Raw genomic sequence first — 23,057 nt, forward strand, 5'->3', positions numbered from 1 at the left:
TTGTCGTTTCATTTAGGATTGTCAAATTAAACGGTAGATATCTTCGCCTATAATCGCTATAATTATTAAGAGTAGAATGTTTAAAATAAGGAGTGTTTATATGGAGAAGCGATTAGCCGTTGTACTGGCAGCGGGTAAAGGAACACGTATGAAATCAGAGTTATATAAAGTGCTACATACGATTAACGGCATCTCAATGGTAGAGCATGTATTACGGGCAGTTCAACAAAGTAATGTTGAGCGAATTGTAACAATTGTAGGACACGGTGCAGAAACAGTGCGAGATGTATTAGCTGATCATTCTGAATTTGCATTACAAGAAGATCAATTAGGAACAGGTCATGCTGTACTACAAGCTAAAGATCTATTAAAAGATGAAGAAGGAAGTACTCTTGTAATATGTGGAGACACTCCTTTGTTTTCAGCAGAAACATTAAATCAATTGTTCGATTTCCATGAAGAATCTAATGCTAAAGGAACAATCTTAACGGCAATCGCCGAAGACCCAGCGGGGTACGGTCGTGTAGTTAGACAAAGTGATAAAGAGGTTTCACGAATTGTTGAGCAAAAAGATGCAAACAAAGAAGAGCAAGCCATAACAGAAATTAATACGGGGACATATGTCTTTAATAATAAAGCGTTATTTGAAGCCTTGGATAAAGTCGGCAACGAAAATGCACAAGGTGAGTATTACTTACCAGATGTGATTAGTATTATGAAAGAAGCTGGCGATACTGTTAAAGCCTTTACGATGGATAACTTTGATGAAGCTATTGGAGTTAACGACCGTATCGCGTTAGCAGAAGCAACACGCTTAATGACTAAACGCATCAATGAAAAACATATGCGTAACGGTGTTACGTTTGTTAACCCAACAGCAACTTATATCGAAGCAGATGTTGAAATTGGACAAGATACATTAATTGAATCTGGCGTATCCCTTAAAGGAAATACAAAGATTGGTTCACATTCAACGATTGGTTCAAATTCAGAAATTATATCATCAAATATTGCTGACCATGTTGAAATTCGTCAATCTGTGCTAGAATTTGCAAATGTCGAAGAAAATGTAACTGTGGGACCATTTGCACACTTAAGAGCTAAGAGTGTCTTAAAAGAAGGGGCACATATCGGAAACTTTGTAGAAGTCAAAAACAGTGTTGTTGGAAAGAACTCTAAAGCAGGACACTTGACTTATATCGGGGACGCGGATATTGGTACAGATGTCAACGTAGGTTGTGGAACTGTATTTGTAAATTATGACGGAAAGAATAAATTCCGTTCAACAATTGGCAATGACGTATTCATCGGTTCAGGCTCAAATATTGTTGCACCTGTAACAGTAGGAGACCGAGCAATCGTTGCAGCAGGTTCTACGGTTAATAGTGATGTTCCAGAAGAAGCACTTGCAATTGCTAGGTCACGTCAAGAGATCAAAGACAAATACTGGAAACGCTTCAAGGACAAACAAAATCTGGAGGATTAATAATGATAGAGAAACCATATTCTGATTCAAAACTTAAAATTTTCGCACTAAGTTCTAACCGCCCGTTAGCAGAAAAGATTGCGGATGAAGTAGGTGTAGAATTAGGAGATATTAATATATCTCAGTTTGCTGATGGTGAGATTAAAGTTAATATTGATGAAAGTATTCGTGGAGACCATGTTTATTTGGTACAATCAACATCGTATCCGGTGAATGACCACTTAATGGAGTTATTAATTGCTATTGACGCATTGCGTCGTGCAAGTGCTAAAACAATTAACGTAGTTATCCCTTATTACGGATATGCACGTCAAGATCGTAAAGCACAACCTCGTGAACCAATTACAGCGAAGTTAGTTGCGAATATGTTAGTTCAAGCTGGGGTAGATCGTTTAGTAACGCTAGACTTACACGCGGCTCAAATTCAAGGCTTCTTCGATATTCCAATGGACCACTTATTAGGTGCGCCATTATTAACAAATTACTTTATCGATAACCATCTTGAAGGTGATGATGTTGTTGTTGTATCACCTGACCACGGTGGAGTGACTCGTGCCCGTAAATTAGCCGAATTCTTAAAATCACCGATTGCGATTATCGATAAACGTCGTCCAAAAGCAAACGTCGCTGAAATCATGAATATCGTTGGAGAAGTACAAGGGAAAACGTGTGTCATCATTGATGACATGATTGATACAGCTGGGACTATTACATTAGCAGCAGATGCTTTAATGGAAAAGGGTGCAAAAGATATTTATGTTTGTTGTACACACCCAGTATTATCTGGACCAGCAATCAGTCGTTTAGAAGCATCACCAATCAAAAAAGTGATTATTACAGATTCAATCTCTTTACCAGAAGAAAAATATTTAGATAAAATTGAAACAGTGACGGTTTCTCAACTTGTGGGAGAAGCGATTAAACGTATCCACGAAAACCGTTCAGTGAGTCCTTTATTTGAAGAACAATTCAAATTAATTGACTAAATATGATGATTGAAAAGTGCCAACAGGAGGGATCTTGTTGGTGCTTTTTTATTCTTAATGTATATTCTAATCAGTTTACTATTGATAGTTTGGGCTATATATGCAATAATTCTTTGATATTCCTATTGAAATTGTATAGAATTAGACAGGGTAGAAAAAGAACATTATATATAAGAAATATTTTATAGTAGAATAATGAAAGAAAGGAAGTTATTGCGTGAATAAGCATCGCTATGAATGGAATAACTTGTTACGTTTTGGTGCTGTTATACTAAGCTCAATAGTGGCGATTGGGTGTATTTATTTATCATTTTACATCAAATTTTTAGGCGATATACCGGCTAGAAACTTTAGTGCTTTTGAAGATAGTTATATATGGATATTTATCGGTTACATTATTATTAACTTTCTATTTGGTACTTATGTTTTCTATAACAAGAGTGTGTTAGATATTTTTTACTTTACGATGTTAAGTCAGTTAGTACTGAATGTTTACATTATGGCTCTGACTTTTGCGGGAAGCTGGCTAACATTTCCAAGATCAGTGTTACTAGTGAACTTATTTGTTGGGACCTTTGTGTTATTTATCTTTAATGTATTGGTTTACTTACTTTACCAGCAACTACGTGGGCAAAAGAAAATCTTAGTTGTTGGAGAATCGGACCGGGCACTTGAAGCAGTTCGGAACTTTTCATTAATGAAAAACAAACGTCATAAAGTGACACATGTAGTCTTATCAGATTACTTAAAACATGTTGAGGAATTAGCGAATCATGTGGATATTGTTTATTTAACAGGGTATATACCGGAAGAACAACGTTTAGATATCTATGAATATTTAATGCGCCAGAATAAAAAGTTATTTATAAGTACTCAATTTGAGAATTTAATGATGGTTAATCCAAATATTATGAACTTTGAAGATGAAAGTATTATTGAAGTTTCTAGTTTTGAAATTCCATCTGAAGATAATATGTTAAAGCGTATCATTGATATCTTAGTTTCTTTAGTTTTAACTATTTTGACCTTGCCGATTATGTTAGGAACAGCTATTGCGATTAAGATTGATTCTCCAGGACCTATTTTCTATAAGCAGGAGCGTATTACTAAAGGTGAAAAACACTTCAATATCTTAAAATTCCGCTCAATGTCAGTGACAGCAGAATCCGATTCAGGACCTGTTTTAGCGGCGAAAAACGATACGCGTGTGACAAAGGTCGGTAAATTTATTCGAAGTACACGAATTGATGAATTACCGCAATTGTTAAATGTGCTTAAAGGGGATATGTCGCTTGTGGGACCTCGTCCGGAGCGTCCGTTCTTCGTTGAACAGTTTAAGGAGCAAAATCCGTATTATACTTTAAGACATCACGTAAGAGCAGGAATTACCGGCTATGCGCAAGTTTATGGAAAGTATAGTACCGACTTTAATAGCAAACTGAACTTTGATCTGTTATATATTAAGAACTTTTCCATAGCTTTTGATTTTAAACTATTATTCCAAACGGTGAAAATCTTATTTGATAAAGTGAGTTCGCGTGGTGTTGATGATGAGGAAGAAGTTTCAACACAAGATGAATGGTCAGATTTTGCGAAGACAATTATTATCGTGAAATAAAAAGTATGAATCTTTTATGAACAAGTATGGTGCTCGAATGAGTCCATGCTTGTTTTTATCTTTAGGCAAATGCTATGGAATAAAGAATTATAGATGAAATTTTAAAGATAAAGTAGTAATAAATTGTTTAAATAAAGATCAGGTTGTCGATAAATTCTCAGTGGATTTTTTTGTTTTTATTTACTGGGAATGGATATCATTTGGCTTACTATCGATAAATATAGTATAATTAACTGTAAAGAAAGGATAGTGAAAAAATGAAAAAATCTATTAAAATATTTTTTAGTTTATTGACAACTGTAACAATGGCATTCGGTGTCGTAGCACCCACTGTTTCAGCTCAAGACACTAACTGGGACGAAGTCCTAACTCAACTTAATGAGGTAAACCAAGAGGTAGTATCTATGGAAGGTGACGGAACAATTAATGTTTCTGCCGATCAATTTATCGATGCTGCATTAAACTTTGACTTCCGTTATAACGTAGAAGAGTCTTTTGCACTTGAATTAGCTGGAGACGTTACGGGTGAGTTAGTTACAACAGATGCAGAAGGTAACCCATCTTCAATGCCTTTGGATTTCGCAGGACAAGCATCAATAATTGATGGTATTGCTTACTTATTCGATGGTTCAAGCTGGACTGTTGAAGATGTATCAGCTCAAGAAGAGCAAATTGCTGCCGAATTTGATAGTATAATGGCCCAAATACAAGAACAAGCAGATACAATGAGTAACCCTGAATTGACTCAAAAATACTTTGATTTAAGTGAGACGGATTCAGAATACGTCATGACTTTAAAACAAGATATTAATCCAGATGAATTCTGGGCAGATGTTGAAAGTGCTGTAGACATGGAACAAATCAAACAAGAAACTATAGACCAAACGATTCAACAAGCAGAAGCAAATGGACAAGAATTTACTGAAGAAGATCGTCAAACATTAGAAGAACAAATGGATCTTTCAATGGAAGCAACTAAGAGTGTAATGTTCCAATTAGTTGATACGATGGAATTCCGTTACTCTAAAGAAACTTACTACTTAACTCATATGTTAATGGACTTTAGTTTGGATAGAGCAAACATGGAAGAAATCGCTGCTGATATGGGAGAAACAACTGAAGGAATTCCAGAAGACTTTAATGTAGCATTCTCTATGGAATTCAACTTTGCTAACCATGGTGAAGTCTTTGATATCGTAGTTCCAGAAGGAGCACCAACTTTTGATGAAGCTAGCTCAACTGAAGAGTCAGCAACAGAAGGTACTGAATCATTAGAAGAAAGTACAACTGAAGAATCAGTTCCTGCTGAAGAAACATCAGAAGAAACAACTGAAGTGCCTGCTGAAGAATCGTCAGAAGAAGAAACGACTGAAGAAAGCTCAGAAGCTGCAGAATAATTTATGATTGATTTAATACCGCAAAGGTTCGCCTTTGCGGTATTTTTTTGTTGCAGTGAATTTTAGGGTAAAAGTAAGTAAAAAAAATATCCTCCCGAAACGGGAGGATAGGGTTATTCGTAATTATTCAGTTCCTTCACTGCTAGAGTCTTCCGAACTAGATTCTTCAGGTGTACTTTCTTCACTTGATTCTTCTTCGGATGATGATTCTTCATCTGAACTTTCCTCAGGAGTAGACTCAGACTCTGATCCAGATTCTTCATCTGACGATGATTCTTCGCTTCCACTTTCATCTTCTGATGATGATTCTTCGCTTCCACTTTCATCTTCTGATGATTCAGGAGTAGACTCTGATGTAGCTGGAGCAGTTTCTTCTGCGCCATCTAAAGTTGCTAACTCATCTTCTGTTACCCATTTGTGGTTAATGACTTCTTCGCCACTTTCAGTATCGATGTAATCAACTAAGTAAACAGTTGTTTCATTTACGGCATCGATTGTAGCCATTGCACCTTCCATACCAGGCATATGATAAGCTTCAACTGTCACTTCATCACCGACTTCAAACGGTGCGTCTACGTCTTCTTGATCAGCTGCTTCAGCAATTTCTTCTTGTACTATCCAACGGTGATTTTCTACGGGTTCACTGTCATCTGTTGGTGTGTAAGAGATTTCGTATGCAGTAGTATCAAAGGCAGCAACAACTGTCCCTTGAGCGCCTTCCATACCAGGCATATGTGTTGCATTAATTTGAACATCGTCGCCTACTTTATATGTAGGTTCACGTTCAATCTTAATATTTCCAGGTAAGCGACCTTCGTCATCATGCGTCATTTCTCCAGGTTCTTCCGTTGTTGATTCACTTTCTTCACCTGTCACAGCATCGCTAATATCACTTGCTGCGTCATCAACTGTATCCCCAACCGATTCAGATGCATTGTCAACCGTATCACCAATCGATTCAGAAATTTCGTCTACTGTATCTGAGTCTTGAGCAAATACGCCATTTAAACTTGTTGCGGAGGATGCTCCGAATAATAACACTGCTGAGAGCACCATTGCACTTTTACTAATGTATTTTTTCATATATAACATCTCCTCTGTTTATTACTATAAAACAAATTTAAATCGATTTCAAAAAATATGATTAATACGTTCACACAGAATGTTTTATAGTTACAAGTATTAAACTATGCTATGATAGGATTTTCAATAAATAAGAGGAGTTGAAATTTAGTGTTAAATGCGATTAAAAAAGTTCCTGCTGGAACATTTCTTGTCCCTATGTTGATAAGTGCAATATTATATACTTTTTGGCCAAACTTGTTCCAAGTAGGCGGTCTAACTGAACATATTTTTGGAGGTTCAGGAACGAACGGAATCGTTGGTGCGATTGTTTTTTGCTCGGGAACTGGGATTGACTTAAAGAAAATCGGATATGCTTTAAAACGTCAAGGTGTTCTATTGTTAGTTAAATTTGCTGTTGGAGTTGGATTAAGTTTATTGTATATTTCAATCTTTGGCTTACCAGGAGTTTTTGGAATTAATGCCTTAGCATTTACAATTGTTATTTGTTCAATTAACCCAGCTGTGTATTTATCATTAATGCAACAATACGGAACGGAACAAGATACAGCAGTTTACGGTATCACAGGTCTATTCAGTATCGCTGCAGTTCCAATGATTGTATTTGGTATATCAAGTGGGGGCGGCATGGACTGGACGCCTGTTTTAAGTACACTTATCCCGATGGCAGCAGGGATTGCCTTTGGCAATATTGATCCGAATTTTAGAAGTTTATTCATGCCCGCTTTACCAGGTTTAACGATGTTAATGGGTTGGAACTTAGGTTACGGGATGAACTTAATTGAAGCGTTCCAAGCAGGAGGAGCAGGAATTATTGTAACAATTGTCTTCTATATTGTAAGTGTCATCTTTGTTGTTATTGACCGCAATGTCTTAGGCAATGATGGGTCCGTTGGTGCGACATTTATGACAGTTGCTGGATTATCAGTTTCAACAGCAGGAATTTTAGGAAGTATTTATCCAGAGGTTCTTGCAGAATACATAACTGCCGCTGCATCTGAAACATTAATGGCAGTTGTCATCACCAGCGTGATTACACCTTCAATTGTTGCTAAATTATCGTCACGTGAGAATAAATTATCATAATAATTTTATTAGGCAAGAGACTTTTCCGGAAGTTTCTTGTTTTTTTATTGCTTCATAAAAGCCCATTAAAGTGTAATATATATGAAATCTGGTCTATTTATGCTATATTTAAAATAATTTAAGTGATGCTCGAATAATTAGTGGCGAGTTAAAATACACTATTAGTTATGTGATATAATATACAAGAAATGAAGTAAACAGTTTACTGGAGGATGCTTATGTATAAATTTGAAGATGATAGTTTAATGTTACATACAGATCTGTATCAGATTAATATGTTACAAACCTATTGGCAGAATGGAATGGATCAACGCAAAGCAGTCTTTGAATCTTATTTTAGATCAATACCTTTCGAGAATGGTTTTGCTATTTTTGCAGGGTTAGAGCGGATTTTAAATTATATCAATAATTTGAAATTTACTCAGAGCGATTTGGACTATTTAAGAAGCTTAGAAATATATCCGGAAGAATTTTTGACTTATTTAGAGAATATGGAATTCAATTTAACCATTCGTTCAATGCGAGAAGGTGAATTATGTTTCGCAGATGAGCCATTGATTCAAGTTGAAGGTCCGTTAGGTCAATGTCAACTAGTTGAGACGGCCATTCTAAATATGCTGAATTACCAAACTTTAATTGCGACGAAAGCAGCGCGCTTAAAATCAGTCGTTGACGAAGACGATTCTTTAGCAGAATTCGGATCACGTCGTGCTCAAGAAACAGCGGCGGCGATTTGGGGATCAAGAGCGGCTTATATTGGCGGGTTTGATTCGACAAGTAATGTGCGTGCAGGGAAATTATTTGGTATTCCCGTTTCTGGAACACATGCTCACTCATTAGTTCAAGCGTACCGTGATGAATATGAAGCTTTTACTGCTTATGCTAAAACGCATAAGAACGTGGTGTTCTTAGTAGATACATACGATACTTTACGTTCAGGTGTACCTACCGCAATTAAAGTAGCGAAGGAACAAGGTGATAAAATTAACTTTATCGGTGTTCGAATTGATTCAGGCGATATGGCCTATCAATCAAAACGTATTCGTGAACAATTAGATGAAGCAGGGTTCCCTGATGCGCGCATCATAGCATCTAACGATTTAGACGAGAAGACTATTCTGAACTTGCGTATGCAAGGGGCTAAAATTAATGACTGGGGTGTTGGTACAAAACTGATTACAGCTTATGACCAACCAGCTTTAGGTGCCGTATACAAATTAGTAAGTATCGAAAACTCTAAAGGCGAATTAGTGCCAACAATGAAAATTTCAAGTAATGCAGCCAAAATTTCTACACCAGGAATAAAACAAGTGTGGCGTATAACACGTAACCATGATGGTAAATCAGAAGGAGATTACGTGGCACTTATTGGAGAGCGTCCAGACTTAGAAGAGTCACTCTTTATGTTCCACCCGGTTCATACTTATATTAATAAGACTGTCGTTGATTTTACCGCACGTCCACTACTTACCGAAGTTTGGAAAGACGGTAAATGTGTGTATGATTTACCATCAGTCGACGAAATACGTGACTATGCGGCTCATAATATCTCTGATTTATGGGATGAGTACAAACGTATCTTGAATCCAGAACAATATCCAGTCGATCTGTCTCAAAACTTATACGATGAAAAGATGCGTAGCATTAAAGATATTCGTGATAAAGTTGACAATCATGTCCTTGAGATAGAAGAAGAGCTTTCAAAGGAAGGTGAGTAAGCTATGCGCCCATTACAAAAAGAAATCATCGAAGAATTAAAAGTCTTACCTGAGATTGATGTCCAAAAAGAAATTCGTCGCTCGGTTGATTTTTTAAAAAACTATTTATTAAAGAATCAAGGACTCTCTACTTATGTTCTTGGAATTAGTGGCGGACAAGACTCGACTTTAGCAGGAAGACTTGCTCAAATGGCTATTTCTGAATTGCGTGAGGAAACCGGTGATGAACGTTATCAATTTATCGCGGTTCGTTTACCTTATGGAGTTCAAGCAGATGAAAGCGACGCTCAACTAGCACTTGAATTTATTCAAGCCGACCAAACAATGACGGTTAACATTGAAGCAGCCACAAATACAATGATTGAGGCTGTTGAAGTCAATAATATTGAAGTGAATGATTATCATAAGGGGAATGTCAAAGCACGTCAGCGTATGATTGCACAATTCACCATTGCAGGTCAACTAGCAGGAGCCGTGATTGGTACAGACCATGCGGCTGAAGGTGTGACAGGCTTCTTCACAAAATTCGGAGACGGGGCTGCAGATATTCTGCCGCTCTGGCGCTTAAACAAGAGTCAAGGAGCAGAAATGTTGAAAGAACTTGGTGCTGTCAAAGAACTTTATGAAAAAGTTCCGACAGCCGATTTAGAAGAAAATCGTCCACAACTAGCTGATGAAGATGCACTTGGTGTGAGTTATAAAGCGATTGATGCTTACTTACGTGGGGAAGATGTGGCTGAAAAAGATGCCAAAGTCATTGAAGATTGGTTTATCAGAACACGTCATAAACGCCATTTACCTATTACGGTTTATGATGATTTTTGGAAATAAATTAAAAGATTTGTGAGTTAAAGGAGGGAGAATGTTGGCAGTCATAACTGTAGGCGGATGGAATATATTGCTGACATTCATCGCTTCTTTTTGTTTTACTTTTATATTGCAAAAGCTACTTCCTAACAAAGACGGGAAACCGCCTAATTATGGTGGTATTGCTGTGTTTGCTAGCTTTTGGCTGGGCTTTTTTACGATGTTTCCAGTCTTGCTTTTTAGCAGTCCGCAATGGAATATCTTCTTAGCCTCTGCCATTGTGTTAATCACTGGAATTATCGATGATACCTTTGATTTAAAACCTTGGCAGAAGACTTTAGGGGTATTAATCGCGGCGAATGTCATTTATTTTTATACGGATGTGGCTTTTTCATCTGTATTAATCGCTGAAGTGCCGGCTTGGTTATTTGACTCATTAGGTTACGTATTAACAATTGCTTGGATCTATTTTGTAACGAATGCGATGAATTTATTAGATGGGTTAGATGGTTTAGTCAGTAGTGTTGCGACAACAAGTTTAGTGACACTGACAGTCATGATTTACATTTCAAGTCTGTCAATTCGACTCACTCTCATTATGATGCTCGTTTTATTAGCAGCATCGATTCTAGGTTTTTTACCATTTAACTGGTTTCCTGCCAAAATATATTTAGGTGACACAGGAGCATTATTTATTGGGTTCATGTTCGCGACCTTAACAGTGTATAATTTAAAAAACATCAGTATATTTTCACTGATTGTGCCGATTTTATTTTATGCAGTACCATTATTTGATACTTCTTACGCCATAGTGAGACGATTTTTAAATGGACAATCGATGGTTGAGCGAGATGAGGATCATTTGCATCACCGTTTACTTCGTCAAGGTTTTACCGTGCCGCAAATTGTGATATTGATGATTGGGATTACGCTTGTTTTTTCAGTATTTGCGATATTTTCGCAACTTTATCATCAATTCCGTTGGGTCTTTATTTTTCTATCTGGAGGGCTCATCGTACTACTGACGGTCTTTATGTCGCGCCTTGATAATAAATAGTAACTGAAAGCATCGCTTTTTCGATGTTTTTTTGCATTTTTCGGCCATATAATACATACATAGTTAATGTTTCTTTGTTACAATTCGTAATGATTAAAATACAACCAAGTCATTTGAAGGAGATAGATATGAAAACTGCGTATATAATAGATAGTTCATCGAGTATTAATGAAACTCTAGGAAACCGTTCTGATGTTTATGTGCAAAATCTTGAAGTCACTTGGGGAGACGCTGCATATACCGATACAACGGATTTAAGTTTGATGAAAGAATTTTATCAACGCTTAGAATCAACGGAAGATTTACCGAAGACATCGCAACCTAGACAAGGGAAATTAAGTGAATCCTTTGATGATATTGTTCAAAAAGGGTTCGATTCAGTAATTATCATTACACTAGCGTCAGCAATTAGTGGGACGTATAATACTTTCCGTATGATTAGTGAGCAATATCAAAAGTCTTTAGATATTCGAATGATTGATTCCAAGGGAACGTCATACGTTGAAGAGCGACTGTTAGAATATTCGATTGAATTAAATGAAGCTGGTTTTGATTTGGATACGATCGAAGAAAAATTAAACTGGTTCTCTGAACAAGCAAAGATTTATGTTGTCATTGAAGACTTGAATGCGATTGTGAAAGGTGGTCGATTAAGTTCGTTCGGTGCCTTTCTAGGAAGTACCTTAAAAATCCGTCCGATTTTAAATTTTGATGATGAGGGGAAAGTCAAAGTGTTTGAAAAAGTTAGAACAACTAAAAAAGTTTATCAAAGGTACCTAACTCTAGTGGATGAAGCTGTGGCTAAATATCCAGATGGTATTGATTTGACCTTAGCACATGGGGACTGTGAAGACAGTGCTTTAGAAGTGAAAGAGTTAATATTGGAAAAATATCCGGAGATGTCTTTTAGAGTAGGCTACTTAACCCCCGTTCTTGGAACGCATGGGGGTAAAAACTCATTAGGAATCGGAATTTTACCAAAGTTACCAAAATAAAAAAGACTAGCATTAAGTGAATTAATACTAGTCTCTAATTGCTTTAGTTAGGTTGTGTAGATGTTACTGGAACATCAACGGTTTGTTCACCGATTTCAGTCCATTCGATTTGCCCACTGAATAGGTCGATTAATTCTTGATGGACCGGCTCAATGTCACCTAGATACAAAGCTAAGGTTAGAGACACTTTATCTGTATACTGAGTGTCAAGAACTGTAATAGGCGTACTCGTTTGTTCCAAGTAGTAGTTAAAGTTATCCACTTGATTATATTCTAATGTTAATTCAATCACCATTTGCGTTGCATTCGCAATCAATTTAGCGTGGTTTAGCGTTTCGCTGACCGACATACTATAAGCGCGAATTAAGCCACCCGCACCCAGTTTTGTTCCGCCAAAGTATCTTACGGTCACGGCCATAATATAGGTTAGATTGTTTCGCTTTAAAACTTCTAACATCGGAACACCTGCGGTTCCACTCGGTTCACCATCATCACTCATACGTTGAATCGATGAATCTGCGTTTAAGATAAAGGCTTGGCAATGATGCGTCGCTTTATAATGTTTTTTGCGGATCGCAGCAAGTTGCTCATTGAATTCTTCTTCTGTTTGAATGGGAATTAGATACGTAATAAAGCGAGATTTCTTAATATCAATCTCATGAATAATCGGTTCTTTGATACTATAATAATTAACCAAAGTGATGCTCCTTGTCTATGTAATTGTCTTATGACTATATTATCATGCTTAAACTACTAGCTCAAATAAGTAAAAAGAACATTGAAGCTTTAGTATAAGAAAAAATGGTAGTATCACTAGTTGACATAAACCTATGAATTCCATAATATAGTCTAATCGAGATGAATAAAATCATCTTAGAATCTTATAGAAAGGAGACCAGAATGAAACCAGCAATTATTACTGATAGTACAGCATATTTATCAGAAGAATTGAGACAACTTCCAAATGTTTATCAAGTAAACTTAAATGTTATTTTTGAAGATGGTTCGATTGCCCATGACACCAATGATCCAAAAGAGCAAGAAGCATTCTTCAAACAGTTAGAAACTCAATCCTCACTGCCAACAACGTCACAACCGTCTGTTGGACATTATTATGACACAGTGGATCAAATTATTGAAGATGGTTACGATACTATCTTTGCTATTCATCTATCTAGTGGGATTAGTGGTACATTCCAAAACGGGAAAATGGTTTTAGATGAATATAAACATCTGATTGATAGCTACTGTATTGACTCTTTAGCAGCGTCTGTTGCGATGGAGGCCATCATCGAGAACATCATTACTTGGTGTCAAGAAGGTGTTGACGCTGAAGAGATTTATCGACGTGCCACTTGGCAAGCAACGCATTTGGATATATATTTAATGGTCGAGAACTTAGACAATTTAGCTAAAGGCGGTCGTTTAAGTACGACAAGTGCCGTCTTGGGAAATTTATTAAAAATACGTCCACTATTATACTTTAACGAAGAAGGTAAAATCGTATTATTTGAGAAATTACGTACAAACCGTAGAGTGTATCAAAGATGGCATGAACTTGTTCAAAAAGCATCCGAAGAATACCCTGATGGGATTGAAGTGCGATTTGCACATGCTTTAGACCAAGAAGAAGTTGAGATAATCGCTCAAGGCATGGAAGCAAAATTCCCAAATATAAACATACGTATAAATGGTTTAGGAACGGTTATTTCAACACATACTGGTAAAGGAGCAAAAGGGATGTTAATCCTCCCTCTAATAAATTAATTGCAATTATAATATATTAAATATTAACAAGCCGTTCTTGGCTTGTTTTTTTTTAGCGAATTTTATCAAGAATGGTCAAAGATGGTTTATACTATAAGAGAAACGTAGTAAAATGAATATATAAATATGACGAAAGTGAGGATGACATGTCTAAATCGAGTTTGATTCACAGTCCTAATCCTAAGATTGATACATCGAATGGAATAGAATTTGGACTTTACTCATTAGGAGATCATTTACCAAATCCACATACTAAAAAGCGTATTTCAGCCAAGGAACGGATTCAAGAAATTATTGAATTAGCAAAGCTTGCTGAAGATGCTGGTTTCGATATTTTCCAATTAGGCGAGTCTCATCAGGAATATTTCGTATCACAATCACACTTACTTATTCTGACAGCAATTTCAAAAGCGACGAAAAATATCCGATTGTCATCGGCAGTTACAACGATTGGCGTATTAGACCCAGTTCGAGTTTATGAAGATGCAGCGACCTTAGATTTAATATCGAATGGCCGAATGGAATTAATTGTAGGACGTGCATCAAGGTTTGGTTCCTTTGAGTTATTAGGTTATAATAGTGTTGCTTATAAAGAATTATTTGAAGAAAAATTTGAGTTATTATTGAAACTAAATAAAGGTGAAAGAGTCACTTGGGAAGGTGAGTTTAGAGCACCTTTAAATGATGCATTAATATTGCCGCGTCCTTTAAAGAATCATCTACCTATTTGGCGAGGCTTAGGGAATACAATGACTTCAGCAATTCGTGCAGGTGAATTAGGCGTGCCTGTGTTTCAAGCGACATTAGCAGGAGCGGTCATGACCTACGCAAACCGCATTAATAATTTTAGAAGCGCTGCCAAAGAAGCAGAGCATGATATTGATAATATTCCTGTCGGGACGGGTGGTTGGGTCTTTATTCGTGAAAGTACGAAAGAAGCCTACCGTCAAGTTTATCCGCATATCAATGAAGGTTTTAAATTAACGAATGGAGAGTCTTTCCCCAAACGTGCATTAGCTCAAGGACAAAGTATTAAAAGCGTTGTAACTATTGGAGAACCATCACTCATCATTGAGAAGATTTTGTACCAACACGAAGCGTTTAAACAACAGCGATTTAGTGCTGAAATTGACTTTGCCGGGATGGAGTTTGACGAAGTGAAAAAGACACTCTACTTATTAGCTGATAAAGTTATGCCCACTGTAAAAAAATATACGAAGTCATAGAAAGGAAATCACTATGAAATCTCAAAAAAATACATTACCACAAATTGATACATCAAACGGAATTGAATTTGGTCTTTACACATTAGGAGATATTGTAACCAATCCACATACAGGTGTTAGAATGTCTGAGAAAGAGCGTATTGACCAAATCATTGAGATGGCTTTACTTGCTGAACAAGCAGGAATGGATGTGTTCCAAGTAGGGGAATCACATCAAGAACATTTTGTGTCACAAGCACACATGATTATTCTATCTGCGATCGCTCAAGCAACCAAAGATATCAAACTAACTTCTGGTGCAACCATTATCAGTACATCTGATCCAGTCCGCGTTTATGAAGATGCGGCAACCATTGACTTAATTTCAGACGGAAGATTCGAAATAGTCGCAGGGCGTGCTTCTCGTGTCGGAATCTTTGATTTATTAGGTTACAAATTAGATGACTATGAAGCTTTATTTGAAGAAAAGCTAGATTTATTACTTAAAATTAACCGAAACAAACGTGTCACATGGGAAGGGGAATTCCGTGCACCTCTAAATGATGCGCAAGTTCTTCCAAGACCGGATAATGAATCAGGTAGCTTGCCAATTTGGCGTGCGGTTGGTGGTTCTTTAAATTCTGCTAGAAACGCAGCGATTGCAGGTATTCCGCTTTACTTAGCTTACTTAGGTGGCCCTGCTGAAGCCTTTAGACACTTAACGGATGCTTACCGTGAAACTGCGGTTCACGAAGGTTATGACGTAAACACTTTGCCAGTCGCAACAGCGAGTTATTTATATGTTCGTGAAGACGCTCAAAAAGCATTCCAAGAGTATTACCCACATGTAAACTCAGGAATGGTTCACTCGAATGGACAGTCATTCCCTAAACAGCAGTTTGCTCAAGGACTAGATTCAAGAAGCATCATTAATGTTGGAGATCCAAGTTTAGTTATTGAAAAGTTACTATATCAACACGAAGTCTTTGGAATGGATCGCTATGTTGGGCAAATCGATTTAGGTGGTGTTTCAACCGATGACATCAAACGTACGATTGATTTATTAGCAACAAAAGTCATTCCAGAAGTTAAAAAACATACTAAGAAATAGCTAGGAGTAATCGATTGAAAATTTTAATATTATCCGCTTCAACCGGTGGAACTAAAACTAAGAAAATAACGACGACTTTTTATAATTTGATGAAAGAGTCCTACGAAACTGAACATGATATTCGCTATTTAAATATTCAAGATAAGAAAATTCAATTCAGTGATGGACGCAATTATTTAGATTATTCGGGTGATACATTAGAAGTAGCGTCAGCAATTATGGAAAGTGATGTCATTATGTTTGGCGCACCAATCTTCCAAGCATCGATTCCAGCTGCTTTAAAAAATCTGTTTGATTTATTACCCGTTCGAGCCTTTGACCGAAAAGTGATCGGACTAATTATTACTGGAGGATCACTACGCCATTACTTAGTTCCAGAAACCCAAATTAAACCAATTATCCATTATATGCATGGAGTTATTATTCCAAAATATGTTTATGCTATTGACACGGACTTTAATACGGATGGCAAAGTCAATGATGAAATCGAATTGAGATTACAAACTTTACTGGATGATACGATTTCAATCTCAGAAACTTACAAGGAAGTTTGGAATAAACAAGACGACATGTTTGGTTTTTAGAGGACGCGACTATGGAAATCGAATTTTTCACAATTCTGTCTGCTCGTATTGTTATATCCAATCCAGACGTTTGCAAGAGATTTTAAAGAAATTTCCAGAAGCGACAGTAAAACAACGGTCATTTCCTTTGAACCTGCACAGTGAAGAACTGCGATTTTAACCGCGAAGATCTTTTGACATCAATTATATTCCTGCCTTAGTGATGAATGGAGAAATAGTTATCAAAGGAGCCCTTCGCCCACAACTGGTTCAAGAAAAACTTAATAGTATTCGCCTATCATAAGCAATGACCGTTTTTCAGTGAAAACTGAGGAACGGTTTTTTTGTTGTCTGGAATCACAGTACGGCGTCTTAGGCCAAATGAGATTGTGGTTTGTCTTTAATTACTTCAACTCAAGTCAAATGGGAATGCGGATCGTCTTTAGTGTCATCAAAAGCAAATTTTTATAAAAACTTAATAATGGAAACACCTTAAAAATACGTATTTATATATAGAACGGTAAGCGTTCAAAAAATACGAAAGGCTGGAAGAAATAGTGATTCCAATCCAACAAGAAGATTACCTAAAAAATCTGCGGGGACGACTTTTGACTAGTGCAGAAGTAGAACTGCAATTAAGTGACTTAGATGAAACACCACAACTCAATGAAGTATTAGACCAAATGGAGCAACAACCAGCAATTGAAATAACTCAAGATGGTTATTGCTGTCGGCGTTGTCGTAATCAACAATCTAAATTATTCACCGCCTTACCCACTCAAGCCGTCTTCAATTTAACAGATGAGCGCGTGTACTGTTTAAATTGTCTACAGATGGGGCGAGTTCTTCAAGGCGATTCGCTTTATTACTTACAAGACCAACAAAGTTATCTAACAACACCAACACAGAGTAAACTCACTTGGCAGGGAACTTTATCACCTGAACAAGCACGCGCTTCAAAAGATTTAATTGAAAGTCTAGAGGACAGTGACCGGACCCATATGGTGCATGCGGTGACAGGAGCAGGCAAGACAGAGATGATTTTTCCAGTGATTGATCACATTATACGACGCAACGGTCGAGTCTGTGTAGCGTCGCCTCGTATCGATGTTTGTATGGAATTGAAACCCCGACTTCAAGCAGCTTTTGAAAGTGTTGATGTCACTCTCCTTTATGGTGGAAGTGAGGAAGGGTATCGTTATTCTCCGATAGTAGTGTCTACGACTCACCAGTTATTAAGATTTCAAGACGCTTTTGATTTATTAATTGTTGATGAAGTCGATGCTTTTCCCTACGTCAATGATGTCAGTTTACATTTTGCGACGCAAAGAGCAGTGAGAAAGCTCAATGGGAAGTTGGTTTATTTAACTGCAACGCCTGATCAACATTTAACGCAAGAAGTTGCTAATAAAAATATGACATCCACCATTCTTCCCGCAAGGTATCACCGGAATCCGCTTCCCGAGCCGCAATTTTTTTGGATAGGTGATTGGCGCCAACAAATTGAAAAACGCAGAAAAAGACGACTGTACTCATTGCTCAATTGGTTTCTAAATCTAGAGGGAGTGAAATTAGTCTTTATGCCAAATATTCGCTTGGCGGAGAATCTGTTTGCATGGTTGAGTAAAGCTTGGCCAGAATTGAAGATTGCGGTAGTTCATGCAAAAGATACCCAGAGAAAAGAGAAAGTGCAAGCATTGCGTGATGGTAATTATGACGCGCTGATATCAACGACCATCCTTGAAAGAGGAGTTACTTTCACCAATTGTCATGTATGTATTGTGGGATCAGAGAGTCAACTATATTCAACATCAGCTTTAGTTCAAATGAGCGGGCGTGTCGGTCGTAAACCTAATTTTCCCACCGGAGAATTAATTTATGCCCATGGAGGTAAGAATCTTGCAATGCTAGAAGCACGTAAGCAAATTAAGGAAATGAATCAATTGGCCAATGAAAGGGGATTAATCGATGACTATAGCTCAAAGTGATATCTGCGTAATTTGTAGTGAACACCTCAATCATTACTTATCTATTAAGCAATTATTTACTTTTAAACCATTAGCGTTTCCAATTCTTTGTCAAACATGTCAAAGTAAATTTAATTTACTAATCCCGCATACTGATGACTGCAAAGGTTGTGGGCGGCCTTTAGAGGTTAGCTCTAAAAATGTTTTTTTAAAACCTATAGTCATATCTCAGCAGGCGTATTGTTTCGATTGTGCGAATTGGCATAAAAATACACCGAGTCAACTAATCAGTCACCAAGCCTTATTTGACTATAATGAAGCGATGCAAGAGTGGATTGTAAATTACAAATACCATGGTGACGTTCGTATGGCTGCCATTCTATCCCCATATTTAAAAGAGGTTTATGAAAAATACAAGGAGTACCAATGGGTAGTATTACCAAGTTCCCCGACAAGTTTAAAAATCCGACAATTCCACCCTACTGCTTATTTACTAGATGTAGCAGACATACCCTATCAAGTTCCTTTTGACTATATCGGTGACGGCGTAAAGCAAGCAAAAAAATCAAAAAAAGAAAGATTAAATCTAAATAACACCTTTAAAATTAAAGAAGAGGCACTAGACTTGTCAAAAGAAAACTGGTTAATTTTTGATGATATTTATACGACTGGAGCCACGCTTATTCATGCTAAAAAAATCTTGTATCAATTTTATGAAGAACGTGATAGAATAATCCGGTTAATAAGCGTTAGTGTTGCTAGAGACCAATTGAGCGAGTAATAACAAGGCTTTTAATTGTGTTTTAAATAAGGGTATGCTAGTATAGGCTCATTATAAAAAGAAAATGGTGAATACAGATTGAATAGGCGGACGCTTGCTGTTTTTATTATAATAATCACGGCAATATTATGCATATTTGAATGGTCATATGGCCTAGGTTGGTTATATGGTTGGTTCTTTATTTTCATACGAAGAACATTCATGTATAAGTATTTAAAATATGTATCTGATAAAAAATCATTCAATATGGGACTATACATTCTTTATACTGTCCTATCATTTGCGCTTGTCATTGGAACAATCTACTTAGCGATTCAAATGCAAGAATGGATTCACCCGGTTTCAGTCCTTGTAGCCTACATCATTGACTACATTCTTTGGATGATCAAAAGTATGAGTCAAAGCAGAAAGGAGTGAGTTGTAAGAAAAAATGAAAAATCGAATCATAGATAAATTAACTATTCCGCAAATTGTAGTCTGTATATATTTGTCACTTATCCTAATTGGTGGGTTTTTGCTCATGTTACCAGTGTCTTCACAAGCAGGTAATTGGACGAATGGCGTTGATGCGATATTTACAGCTACATCTGCTATTTGTGTGACCGGTCAAGTCACTTTGAATACAGCAGAACATTGGAGTCCCTTTGGCCAAACCATTATTATTACCTTAATTCAAATTGGAGGGCTTGGATTCTTAACGATTTGGATGCTTTTTTTCACTATACTCGGTGCAAAAGTTAATCTTAAACAACGAAATCTAGTTCTAGAAACACTGAATTTATCTTCAAGTTATGGGATGCAAGATATCGTAAAAAGTATCGTGAAAGTGTCTTTAACTATTCAAGCACTGGGGGCTTTAGCGTTAAGTTTTGTTTTAATCCCAAGACTCGGGTTAAGTACCGGCTTTTTTTATTCAATCTTTCATAGTATTTCAGCCTTTAATAATGCAGGATTTGATTTATTTGGAGATAGTTTAATCGGCTTTCAAGATAACTCTTATATCCTTTTAATAATCGCGAGTTTAATATTTTCGGGTGGTTTAGGTTTTATTGTTTGGATGGATATTATCTCTTTTCCGAAGAATAAAAAACTGACTCGTTATTCTAAATTCACCCTAATTTTGACGGGGATTATTCTGACAATCAGTATAATATTTATTGGTTTATCAGAATGGCGCTATGGGACATTCAATCACCTTTCTCTTGGCGATCAATTAGCCAATATTATCTTCATGGCGGTCACCCCAAGAACAGCAGGGTACGCGAATGTTGATTACATGGACGTTTCTCATGCAGGTTTATTTATGACCTTCATATTAATGTTTATCGGTGGATCTTCTGGCTCAACCGCTGGGGGAGTGAAAGTGTCAACAATCGGGCTGGTTGTTATGTTTATGTACCGAATGTTTAAAGGGGAAGAAATTAATGTCTTCTCGAGACATATCTCTTATGACAACGTTAAACGCGCGTTCTTCATTATCTTCGTGGGTATCATTATGCTAATATCGAGTTCAATGATTCTCTTTATAACCGAAGAGATTCCGCATGGTTTTGGAATGGAGTATATCTTAATGGAAGTCATGTCGTGTTTTGGAACGGTTGGTTTGTCACTTGGTTTGACACCAGATTTAACAGTTATAGGCAAATTTGTCATGATGTTATTAATGTTTGTTGGACGTGTCGGATTAATGACTTTCTTTTGGTCATTAGGCGGACCAAAGAAAGAATCTAAAGTGCATTATCCAGAAATGAATATTATGGTAGGATAAAAGGAGAAATTATGAGAAGAAAAACAATTGCCGTGTTAGGCTTAGGTTTATTTGGAACATCACTAGCGCGTACTTTAACTAAAGAAAATATTGATGTTATTGGGATGGACAAAAATATGGATCATGTTGAAGAGATTATTGATGAAGTAGCTCAATGCCTTCAAGGTGATTTTACAAAGATTGATCAACTGAAAGATGCCGGTGTTGGTGACTGTGATATCGCAGTTGTTGCAACATCACAAAGATTAGAAGATACTATCCTAGCTATTCTCCATCTACAAAAATTAGGCATCGAAAAAATTATCGTCAAATCTAAAAATGCGGATTACCGAGACGTCTTACTAAAAGTTGGTGCGGACGGTGTCATATTACCAGAAGTAGAGATGGGTGTTCGAATTGCACGTGAATTAAGTAACCCAACGGTCCATGAATTAATTGGACTTGATAACCGTAACAATATCAGTATTTTCCCAGTAAAAGACAAGTGGATTGGTAAGAAAATAAGCCAAATGAATTTCCGTGAAAAATACGGTACGAATATTATCGCCATTCGCAAAGAAAATACGGAGCAGTTTCACGTGGAGTTCACTGGGGATTATATCATTCAAGAAAATGATGAATTTCTTGGGATTTCGACCGGTGATACTTTAAGACAACAGTTTCGTAATTAATACGAAATCTAGAGAGTGTTTACGTTTTCAATATACTGGATCTATGATATAATAAATAAAAGTGGTAGATAACTACTTTTTTTCCTAATCACTATTTATTCTTTAGAATCAAATGTTAAGTGAGAGGTAAAGTTGAGTGAATAATAGAGACTTGCATTTATTCCATATTAACTTTGAGTTTAATTAATTCATAGTATTAGAAAATATTGGAAAAGAGGGATTAGTATGTTTAACTATAATGTACGTGGAGAAAATATCGAGGTTACACAAGCAATTCGCGATTATGCAGAGAAAAAAGTTCAAAAATTAGAACGTTTCTTTACAGACGTTCCGGACGCAACTGCTTATGTAAATTTAAAAGTATATTCTGATAAAACTGCAAAAGCTGAAGTAACAATTCCATTACCATTCTTAGTTCTTCGTGCAGAAGAGACAAGTGAAGATTTATATAAAAGTATTGACTTTGTCGTGGATAAATTAGAACGACAAGTAAGAAAATACAAAACAAAAATTAACCGTAAGTCAAGAGAACGTGGTTTCGAAGGCTTATACCCAGATACATCTGCTCCAGCGGAGCCAGTTTCTGAAGACCCAGAATTAGAAATCGTTCGTTCTAAACGAGTAGATTTAAAACCAATGGACAGCGAAGAAGCAGTTCTACAAATGAACATGCTAGGTCATGACTTCTTTATTTATACAGATGCTGAAACAATGGAAATTTCAATTGTTTACCGTCGTAAAGATGGTCGTTACGGCTTACTAGAAACCTCATCACTCTAATGACAGCATTATAAAGATATTAAAAGGCAAGGGACAATGTGTCCTTTGCCTTTTTTGTTGATATATTTTAAGAAATTACAAAGAATTAAAAATTACTTTAAAGACAATGAGAAAAACCCCTGAAATTCTTGATAAGAGTGCTTATGAATGCTATTTGATATTTTCATTTTTCGATATTCATGTTAGAATAGGGAAGTGTGTTTAACTATTG

At 36.6% G+C, this 23,057-nt stretch carries 21 protein-coding genes; 19 read left to right on the forward strand and 2 right to left on the reverse strand.

All coding sequences use genetic code 11. The features are described from left to right. Positions 1-100 precede the first annotated feature (100 nt). From glmU to ACEN4N_RS04525, 4 genes are all read left to right on the forward strand, one after another. Positions 101-1,486, forward strand: coding sequence for a bifunctional UDP-N-acetylglucosamine diphosphorylase/glucosamine-1-phosphate N-acetyltransferase GlmU (gene glmU, locus ACEN4N_RS04510; RefSeq protein ID WP_407089433.1), 1,386 nt, complete (start codon positions 101-103; stop codon positions 1,484-1,486). Between the two features lie 2 nt (positions 1,487-1,488). Beyond that, positions 1,489-2,472: a ribose-phosphate diphosphokinase gene (locus ACEN4N_RS04515; RefSeq protein ID WP_407089434.1), complete on the forward strand. Its 984-nt coding sequence runs from the start codon at positions 1,489-1,491 to the stop codon at positions 2,470-2,472. Positions 2,473-2,689: 217 nt separating this feature from the next. Next, positions 2,690-4,090: a sugar transferase gene (locus ACEN4N_RS04520; RefSeq protein WP_407089435.1), complete on the forward strand. Its 1,401-nt coding sequence runs from the start codon at positions 2,690-2,692 to the stop codon at positions 4,088-4,090. 257 nt (positions 4,091-4,347) lie between these two features. Then, positions 4,348-5,487 (forward strand): hypothetical protein, encoded by a 1,140-nt coding sequence (locus tag ACEN4N_RS04525; protein ID WP_407093766.1) that lies wholly within the window; start codon positions 4,348-4,350, stop codon positions 5,485-5,487. 123 nt (positions 5,488-5,610) lie between these two features. On the opposite strand, the gene ACEN4N_RS04530 is transcribed toward ACEN4N_RS04525, so the two are convergent. Further along, a complete protein-coding gene (locus tag ACEN4N_RS04530) occupies positions 5,611-6,570 on the reverse strand; it encodes a YdhK family protein (protein ID WP_407093767.1) in 960 nt (319 codons plus the stop codon). Between the two features lie 150 nt (positions 6,571-6,720). Between ACEN4N_RS04530 and ACEN4N_RS04535 the strand changes: the two genes are divergently transcribed. The 5 genes from ACEN4N_RS04535 to ACEN4N_RS04555 all read left to right on the forward strand — a co-directional run bounded on the left by ACEN4N_RS04535 (position 6,721) and on the right by ACEN4N_RS04555 (position 12,233). Further along, entirely contained in the window at positions 6,721-7,656 is a 936-nt protein-coding gene (locus ACEN4N_RS04535) for a 2-keto-3-deoxygluconate permease (protein ID WP_407093768.1), read from the forward strand. Between the two features lie 218 nt (positions 7,657-7,874). After that, positions 7,875-9,374 carry a nicotinate phosphoribosyltransferase gene (locus tag ACEN4N_RS04540; protein WP_407089438.1) on the forward strand — a complete coding sequence of 500 codons (1,500 nt, stop codon included), beginning with the start codon at positions 7,875-7,877 and terminating at the stop codon, positions 9,372-9,374. 3 nt (positions 9,375-9,377) lie between these two features. After that, positions 9,378-10,205 (forward strand): ammonia-dependent NAD(+) synthetase, encoded by an 828-nt coding sequence (nadE, locus tag ACEN4N_RS04545; RefSeq protein ID WP_407089439.1) that lies wholly within the window; start codon positions 9,378-9,380, stop codon positions 10,203-10,205. 34 nt (positions 10,206-10,239) lie between these two features. Further along, positions 10,240-11,238, forward strand: coding sequence for an MraY family glycosyltransferase (locus tag ACEN4N_RS04550; protein WP_407093769.1), 999 nt, complete (start codon positions 10,240-10,242; stop codon positions 11,236-11,238). A gap of 128 nt (positions 11,239-11,366) precedes the next feature. Continuing rightward, positions 11,367-12,233, forward strand: a complete 867-nt coding sequence (locus ACEN4N_RS04555; protein ID WP_407089441.1) for a DegV family protein — start codon at positions 11,367-11,369, stop codon at positions 12,231-12,233. A 43-nt stretch (positions 12,234-12,276) separates the two neighbouring features. Here the strand turns inward: ACEN4N_RS04555 and ACEN4N_RS04560 are convergent, their stop codons facing one another. Further along, positions 12,277-12,930 carry a YigZ family protein gene (locus ACEN4N_RS04560; protein WP_407089442.1) on the reverse strand — a complete coding sequence of 218 codons (654 nt, stop codon included), beginning with the start codon at positions 12,928-12,930 and terminating at the stop codon, positions 12,277-12,279. Positions 12,931-13,133: 203 nt separating this feature from the next. Between ACEN4N_RS04560 and ACEN4N_RS04565 the strand changes: the two genes are divergently transcribed. From ACEN4N_RS04565 to hpf, 10 genes are all read left to right on the forward strand, one after another. After that, the gene (locus tag ACEN4N_RS04565) at positions 13,134-14,000 is read left to right on the forward strand and encodes a DegV family protein (protein ID WP_407089443.1); all 867 of its coding nucleotides are present in this window, start codon (positions 13,134-13,136) and stop codon (positions 13,998-14,000) included. 146 nt (positions 14,001-14,146) lie between these two features. After that, positions 14,147-15,226, forward strand: a complete 1,080-nt coding sequence (locus tag ACEN4N_RS04570) for an LLM class flavin-dependent oxidoreductase (protein WP_407089444.1) — start codon at positions 14,147-14,149, stop codon at positions 15,224-15,226. 13 nt (positions 15,227-15,239) lie between these two features. Next, complete coding sequence (locus tag ACEN4N_RS04575; protein WP_407089445.1) at positions 15,240-16,316, forward strand: LLM class flavin-dependent oxidoreductase; 1,077 nt, start codon at positions 15,240-15,242, stop codon at positions 16,314-16,316. 14 nt (positions 16,317-16,330) lie between these two features. Next, complete coding sequence (locus ACEN4N_RS04580; protein WP_407089446.1) at positions 16,331-16,900, forward strand: NADPH-dependent FMN reductase; 570 nt, start codon at positions 16,331-16,333, stop codon at positions 16,898-16,900. Positions 16,901-17,487: 587 nt separating this feature from the next. After that, positions 17,488-18,867 (forward strand): DEAD/DEAH box helicase, encoded by a 1,380-nt coding sequence (locus tag ACEN4N_RS04585; RefSeq protein WP_407093770.1) that lies wholly within the window; start codon positions 17,488-17,490, stop codon positions 18,865-18,867. Continuing rightward, the gene (locus tag ACEN4N_RS04590; RefSeq protein WP_407093771.1) at positions 18,848-19,627 is read left to right on the forward strand and encodes a ComF family protein; all 780 of its coding nucleotides are present in this window, start codon (positions 18,848-18,850) and stop codon (positions 19,625-19,627) included. The genes ACEN4N_RS04585 and ACEN4N_RS04590 overlap by 20 nt, the downstream gene beginning before the upstream one ends. Before the next feature lie 201 nt (positions 19,628-19,828). Then, positions 19,829-20,044 carry a hypothetical protein gene (locus tag ACEN4N_RS04595; RefSeq protein ID WP_407093772.1) on the forward strand — a complete coding sequence of 72 codons (216 nt, stop codon included), beginning with the start codon at positions 19,829-19,831 and terminating at the stop codon, positions 20,042-20,044. Between the two features lie 13 nt (positions 20,045-20,057). Further along, on the forward strand, positions 20,058-21,395 hold the full coding sequence (locus ACEN4N_RS04600; protein WP_407089448.1) for a TrkH family potassium uptake protein: 1,338 nt from the start codon (positions 20,058-20,060) through the stop codon (positions 21,393-21,395). An 11-nt stretch (positions 21,396-21,406) separates the two neighbouring features. After that, complete coding sequence (locus ACEN4N_RS04605; protein WP_407089449.1) at positions 21,407-22,066, forward strand: potassium channel family protein; 660 nt, start codon at positions 21,407-21,409, stop codon at positions 22,064-22,066. A gap of 225 nt (positions 22,067-22,291) precedes the next feature. Beyond that, entirely contained in the window at positions 22,292-22,846 is a 555-nt protein-coding gene (hpf, locus tag ACEN4N_RS04610) for a ribosome hibernation-promoting factor, HPF/YfiA family (RefSeq protein ID WP_407093773.1), read from the forward strand. Positions 22,847-23,057: the final 211 nt, after the last annotated feature.

This window comes from Ruoffia sp. FAM 20857, assembly GCF_045528645.1.
GTDB classification, from domain to species: Bacteria; Bacillota; Bacilli; order Lactobacillales; family Aerococcaceae; genus Ruoffia; species Ruoffia halotolerans.

Excerpts from the sequence above, each read along its gene's own strand:
- glmU (WP_407089433.1), top strand. The coding sequence starts at position 101 with ATGGAGAAGCGATTAGCCGTTGTACTGGCAGCGGGTAAAGGAACACGT.
- ACEN4N_RS04515 (WP_407089434.1), top strand. The coding sequence starts at position 1,489 with ATGATAGAGAAACCATATTCTGATTCAAAACTTAAAATTTTCGCACTA.
- ACEN4N_RS04525 (WP_407093766.1), top strand. The coding sequence starts at position 4,348 with ATGAAAAAATCTATTAAAATATTTTTTAGTTTATTGACAACTGTAACA.
- ACEN4N_RS04530 (WP_407093767.1), bottom strand. The coding sequence starts at position 6,570 with ATGAAAAAATACATTAGTAAAAGTGCAATGGTGCTCTCAGCAGTGTTA.
- ACEN4N_RS04540 (WP_407089438.1), top strand. The coding sequence starts at position 7,875 with ATGTATAAATTTGAAGATGATAGTTTAATGTTACATACAGATCTGTAT.
- nadE (WP_407089439.1), top strand. The coding sequence starts at position 9,378 with ATGCGCCCATTACAAAAAGAAATCATCGAAGAATTAAAAGTCTTACCT.
- ACEN4N_RS04555 (WP_407089441.1), top strand. The coding sequence starts at position 11,367 with ATGAAAACTGCGTATATAATAGATAGTTCATCGAGTATTAATGAAACT.
- ACEN4N_RS04565 (WP_407089443.1), top strand. The coding sequence starts at position 13,134 with ATGAAACCAGCAATTATTACTGATAGTACAGCATATTTATCAGAAGAA.
- ACEN4N_RS04570 (WP_407089444.1), top strand. The coding sequence starts at position 14,147 with ATGTCTAAATCGAGTTTGATTCACAGTCCTAATCCTAAGATTGATACA.
- ACEN4N_RS04575 (WP_407089445.1), top strand. The coding sequence starts at position 15,240 with ATGAAATCTCAAAAAAATACATTACCACAAATTGATACATCAAACGGA.
- ACEN4N_RS04590 (WP_407093771.1), top strand. The coding sequence starts at position 18,848 with ATGACTATAGCTCAAAGTGATATCTGCGTAATTTGTAGTGAACACCTC.
- ACEN4N_RS04595 (WP_407093772.1), top strand. The coding sequence starts at position 19,829 with ATGTATAAGTATTTAAAATATGTATCTGATAAAAAATCATTCAATATG.
- ACEN4N_RS04600 (WP_407089448.1), top strand. The coding sequence starts at position 20,058 with ATGAAAAATCGAATCATAGATAAATTAACTATTCCGCAAATTGTAGTC.
- ACEN4N_RS04605 (WP_407089449.1), top strand. The coding sequence starts at position 21,407 with ATGAGAAGAAAAACAATTGCCGTGTTAGGCTTAGGTTTATTTGGAACA.
- hpf (WP_407093773.1), top strand. The coding sequence starts at position 22,292 with ATGTTTAACTATAATGTACGTGGAGAAAATATCGAGGTTACACAAGCA.